The 5,261-nt window shown below is 62.9% G+C and carries 6 protein-coding genes; 4 read left to right on the forward strand and 2 right to left on the reverse strand.

What is annotated here, in order from left to right:
• The first annotated feature begins 52 nt into the window (after window positions 1–52).
• The 3 genes from QZ269_RS11765 to QZ269_RS11775 all read left to right on the forward strand — a co-directional run bounded on the left by QZ269_RS11765 (window position 53) and on the right by QZ269_RS11775 (window position 1,591).
• Window positions 53–235, forward strand: a complete 183-nt coding sequence (locus tag QZ269_RS11765) for a DUF2196 domain-containing protein (RefSeq protein ID WP_291426898.1) — start codon at window positions 53–55, stop codon at window positions 233–235.
• A 507-nt stretch (window positions 236–742) separates the two neighbouring features.
• Window positions 743–925 (forward strand): 50S ribosomal protein L32, encoded by a 183-nt coding sequence (rpmF, locus tag QZ269_RS11770; RefSeq protein ID WP_291426899.1) that lies wholly within the window; start codon window positions 743–745, stop codon window positions 923–925.
• Window positions 926–1,249: 324 nt separating this feature from the next.
• Window positions 1,250–1,591, forward strand: a complete 342-nt coding sequence (locus tag QZ269_RS11775) for a ferredoxin (RefSeq protein ID WP_291426900.1) — start codon at window positions 1,250–1,252, stop codon at window positions 1,589–1,591.
• 13 nt (window positions 1,592–1,604) lie between these two features.
• Here the strand turns inward: QZ269_RS11775 and QZ269_RS11780 are convergent, their stop codons facing one another.
• The gene (locus QZ269_RS11780) at window positions 1,605–3,320 is read right to left on the reverse strand and encodes an HRDC domain-containing protein (RefSeq protein ID WP_291426901.1); all 1,716 of its coding nucleotides are present in this window, start codon (window positions 3,318–3,320) and stop codon (window positions 1,605–1,607) included.
• A gap of 65 nt (window positions 3,321–3,385) precedes the next feature.
• Between QZ269_RS11780 and QZ269_RS11785 the strand changes: the two genes are divergently transcribed.
• Window positions 3,386–4,453: a hypothetical protein gene (locus QZ269_RS11785; protein WP_291426902.1), complete on the forward strand. Its 1,068-nt coding sequence runs from the start codon at window positions 3,386–3,388 to the stop codon at window positions 4,451–4,453.
• A gap of 89 nt (window positions 4,454–4,542) precedes the next feature.
• Here QZ269_RS11785 and QZ269_RS11790 read toward each other — a convergent pair.
• On the reverse strand, window positions 4,543–5,261 hold a 719-nt coding region (locus tag QZ269_RS11790; protein ID WP_291426903.1), incomplete at its 5' end, for an isoprenyl transferase.

Genomic DNA, 5,261 nt, shown 5'->3' on the forward strand with positions numbered 1-5,261 from the left:
AGGTCGCTAGGGTAAGCTGCGCGTTCCACCGTTAAAGCCTAAAACATTTCCCATGGTTAGGGCCTCAGACAGCCTCGTAGACATGTTGCAAAAGCACAACCAGCCCACGTACAAACTCACACCCGCCATCCTCACCCCTTTGCTCACGCCCAAGCCTTTGCACCCGCACGCCGTCTTGGTTCGCCTGACCACGGGCAAGGTGGGGGCTGCCGAAGTTACGCAACAGGTCGAATGAACCTCTGATGGGCAGCCGTCTCAGCGGCACCGAAGCATGTAGGGGCTGGCCGGAACTGTGCCCGACAACCACTTGCTACAGATTCCGTTAAATTTCTGGTACGGTCGGAGCGCAGGCAGGCCCCTTCCTGGGTGGCGCTTTGACCAAGACAGCGGGCAGGCCGCTCTGACCAAGAAGCGGTCAGGCCCCATTCTGGGTGCCGTTTTGACCAAGAGGGCACCGCCTATACTGCGAAACCCATATTGTTCCTGCCCTCATGCGCTCGGATTGAGTCTGGTTATTTCAGATTTAATCGGAAGTCATATGAGTCTCTGGGCATGACGAAGTCGGCAGCAGGCACCGAACTTTTGGAGAACGTCCGCCAGTTTACTTGTAACGTCACAGCTGTGCTATACTTTTGGCTGTTGTCTCGCCTGACTGGAACCCCAGAACAAGGTTGAGCAGTCGCCCCGGCGCAGGGCCCCAACAGTTCAAAAAGCGCCGAGCGGCCCCCCGAGGAGAAAAATCATGGCTAAACACCCCGTTCCCAAGAAAAAAACCAGCAAGAGCAAGCGCGATATGCGCCGCAGCCACCACGCGCTGACCGCCCCCAACCTGACGGCCTGCCCCCATTGCCAGGCCAAGAAGCTCTCGCACCACATTTGCCCGAGCTGCGGCTACTACGATGGCCGCCAGGTTCTCGCCGTCTGAAATCTTTTTTCTGATTTGCCCCCCACTGCGGGGGCTTTTTTGTTGGGTATAATTTGTGCCAGGCGTACCTTTCCAGGCTATATCACCCAGTCAAACCAACGTGCTGGCCGCAGGTTTTCGGGTTCAATGCCTACAGTTAACAAGGGATGAATACGGAGCAGAGCGAGTTTGGGCGCTTTCCTCAGATACGAGCAGCGGTCACTGGCTACTCCTTACCGCGAAAGCCGTAGCTTTCCCTAGTCGCCTCTGCTCGGATTGAATCCAAAACGGCCCAGTTCAAGCGGAATCCTGTATAACTGGCGTAAAGGTTACAGAGGAGATCCCGTGCCTGCTAAGTTCTTTCCGACCAACGGCCATCTGCTGATCTGCCAGAACAGTCAATGTCTGGGGCGTGGCTCGGGCCTGCTGTACAGGGCGCTGTGGAACTACCTGGAGCGTGAATCGCTGGCCTACTACAAGGCGGGCGGCACGGTTCGTCTAACTGAGAGTGGCTGCCTGGGGGCGTGCAGCTATGGCCCGGCGATGTGCGTCTACCGCCGAACCGCGCAGGGCCTGGAAGAAAGCTGGTACGGGGCCGCCGATTTTCCGCTGGCCTGCGCTATAGCCCAGGCCGTACAGCAAGGCGGTGCCCTTCCCAGCGAGCGCCGCTATGGTCCGGAACCCTAAAAGGCCGCCCATTTTAGCCTTTGACGACTTCCAGAATCTTCTGACCGTACTTTTCCAGTCGGCCTTTGCCCATGCCCTTGACGGCTGCCAAGTCTTCGAGGGTGTAAGGCACGCGCCGGGCGATTTCGGCCAGTGAAGCGTTGCTGGCAATAATAAACCGGCTGATCTCCTGGCGCTTGGCCTCGGCGTTGCGCCAGTCACGCAGCCGGGCATAAATGGCGGCTTGCTCGTCTGTGAGGTTGGCGGCGGGGTCTTCCTTTCCGGCGGGCGTAGCCGGCAGGTCAGGCACAATATCCGGCAGCGCGACTTCAGGCGCGGCAGGCCTGGAACCGAGTTTTTCTGATGACGGCTGGGGCTGCAATTGAGGCGCAGCTTCCGGCGGCGTCGCGCCAGTCTCCGGTTCGGTATGCGGGTCTGCCAGAGCAGCCACGTCCGGGATAGGCGGCACCTCTTCCGGCGCGTCGGGGCCACTGCTGACCGTGTGGGTCAGGGGCGGGGCGGCATGGGCCAGATCGCTGAACACGATTTCCGGCTCCCAGATTTCCTCGGCCTGAGTAGAGGGCTGCGGGGCCTCGAACGTAAAGCGTTCCAGCGCTGGGGCCTGGGGCGTGGGCAATGAGCGCTGAGCTTCAGGCGTGCTGCTCAGATGCTCGCCGCGTAGGTGGTCGGCCCTGGGTTCATCGGGTCTAGCCTGCTCCGGTCTGCGTTGATCGTTCCGGGACGGTTCCGGGCGAAACTGATCGAAGCGGCGCTGGCGGTTGGGCTGGCGCTCGAAACGGCGGTCTTCACGGTCACGGCGCTGGAACTGCTGGCCTGCTGCTCTTTGCACCTCCTCGGACGGGCGGCGGTCGCGGTCTCTGGGGCCTCTTTCAGAGTTTTCCCCGGCAGCGCCATCTTCAGGGCGCTCGGAAAGCACTTCGGCGGCGGCCTCTTGCTGGGGTGCAGTAGGAACGTTACGTAGCAGCGCCAGCACCCGGTCCGTGTCTTCGAGACCAGGGGTCAGCATCACGCCCTCCGGGACATGGCGCGTGGCTCCGAGGACGCCGCCCAGGGGCCACGCGGTATCTGCCGCTGCGTCAGGGGGCAGCAGCAGCGCCGTGGGACAGGCCGCCCGCGCCGTACCGCCCAGACGCTCGCTGAGGTTGGCTACCGTGCGTGCGGCGCGGGCGAGCCGCAGGGGCAGCGTCGCCACGTCGCGCAGGGCCAGGGCCACGCTCAGGTCACTGGGGGCGGGCGCAGCGGCCTCCGGGGGACGCCCCATACCAAACAGGGCCGCCACCGGGGCGTCGGCGTGTCCGGTTAAAGTCACCCCGTCGCGGTACACCACGTAGTCGGCCCCGCGCTGGGGCCAGGCACCACCGGGAGCCAGGGTACCGTCCACGATCACGCGCACTCCGGCTCGGCGGGCACGCTCCAGCACCGCTTCGTCGGGTTCCAGCAGCCAGACGGCCCGTGCGCCGCTCAGGTCGCCGTGCAGGTCGGCCACGGCCAGCCCCGCCTGGGCCAGGGCGCTGCGGTCAACACTCAGGCGGCCATCAACGCGCAGGGTGCCGGGTCCCAGCAGGGCCACGAGTTGCCGGGCCAAGGCAAGTTCACCGGAAAAGAGTAGGCCCCAGTCAGCCTCTTCTAGGGCGGCGAGCGCCTCGGCCAGTCGGGTGGCGGGGTCTCCACGTTCGGCGTGCAGTTGCACCAGCCGGGCGTCAGGACGCAAGGAACGGGTCTGAGTCATACCCCTTACTATGCCGCAGATAGAACCCTCAGGGAACGTTTAAACCCGTGCCGTAGCATGTGGGCATGAATAAATTGCTGATGACGGTCCTTTTGCTTGCGGCGCCCTGCGCGGCGGCCCAGACTATTCCAGCTGTTCCCCCCGGCCAGATGCCCAGTGTGGCTCCCGTTGCCGCGCCCGTTCAGACCACAGCAGACCAGACTGTGCCCGCGACTTTCAAACTGAGCGCTCCAGTAGGGTCCACGCTGGAACTGACCAGCACGACCACCACCCGCATGTCCATTTCAGACGTGCAGGTCGCGGCGGCCCCCGGTTCCAAAGTCAGCGCAGCCAAGCTGAACGAGATTCGCCGTAGCATGACCGCCGGGCTGAACAAGGCCAGTAGTCTTCAGGCCATGACCTTCAGCGGCAAGACCTTCGTAAAAGTCGCAGGCCGCGACGCTGCCGGAAACACCACCCTAATCGCCACCACCAGCCAGAACCTGCCCAAGGCGCCCGGAGCCAGCCGCGCGGGGCCGCAGACCATCACCATGAAAGTGACCGAGGTGATCTCGCCTGAAGGCAAGCTGACCAACCTGAAGGTGGAATCCGACAACTCGCAGCTTACGGCCATGTTCAAATCGTTAAGCGCCGACAAGCTCAACTCGGTTGTCGAGCAACAGGGCGGTACCTTCACTGGCGTCTACGGCGCCCCGCTGGTGCCCGGTATGCCCCAGACCAAAACCACCAAGGTCGACGCACAGAGCCTGTTAAGTGGCCTGTTGACCTCCGTGGCCGGGCCACAGGGCCAGCAGATGTTTGGTCAGGTGCAGGCCACTCCCATGACTGCCACCGTAACGACCACCTACAAGGGCACCGACGCGCAGGGTCGTCACATCTTTGCCACCCGCAGCGCCTACAATCCCTGGCAGGTCAGCCTACAGGCGGCGGCAGGCAGCAAAACGCCCATGCAGATGAAGCTGCAACTGGCCGACATGAAGTCCGGCGGCACCACGCTGTACCGCGCCGACGGCCTGCCCAGCAGCATGCAGCAGTCCAGCGACATGAACATGAAGGTCACCATGATCGTCGAGGGCATACAGATCAGCATGACCATGACCATGAATCAGCAGATGACTATGCAGGCTCGCTGATTGCTGATTGGATGACTGCGGGTTCGCGGCGTGCAGTTGGCCACCCAGGGCCTGGGCGGGTGGTCAACGAAACAGACGGGCCATCTGTATCACTTGCCGAAGCGGCGGTCTCTGCCCTGAAAGTCGCGCAGGGCACGCAGAAAGTCTACGCGGCGAAAGCCAGGCCAGTACACGTCGCAGAAATAGTATTCGCTGTACACGCTTTGCCAGAGCATGAAACCGCTCAGGCGAATCTCGCCGCTGGTGCGGATAATAAAGTCGGGATCCGGGGTATCGGCCATGTACAGGTGACGGCTAATGTCGTCGGGCGCAAGGGTGTCCGCCACCTCGCCCAGCGTGCGGCCCTGCGCGGCTTGGGCCCGCAGGTGGGCCTTGACCGCGTCCACGATTTCTTCGCGCCCGCCGTAGCCTACGGCGATATTCAGGCGCATTCCGGTGTAGTGGCTGGTTGTGGCTTCCAGTTCCTGAAGGGCGTTCAGCACATTAGGCGGAAAATTCTCGTGCTGCCCGATAGCCCGCACACGTACCCTGTTGGCATGAATGCGCGGGTCGGTGGCCAGGTTGCGGGCTTCTTGTTCCAGTAGCCGCAGAATGTGCGCGAGTTCCTCGGGGTCGCGGCTTTTGTTGTCGGTTGAGAGCACCCAGATAGTCGCTGCCGGAATACCGAGTTCCAGGCACCACTGAAGCACCTCATGCGCTTTTTCCGCGCCGATAGAGTGGCCCATTTCGCGCTGCATTCCGGCGGCGCGGGCAAAACGGCGGTTGCCGTCGAGAATCAGGCCCAGGTGCCCGGGCAGCTTGCCGTTCG

The sequence above is a fragment of the Deinococcus sp. genome (genome assembly GCF_018260405.1).
In the GTDB taxonomy this organism is placed as follows: Bacteria; Deinococcota; Deinococci; order Deinococcales; family Deinococcaceae; genus Deinococcus.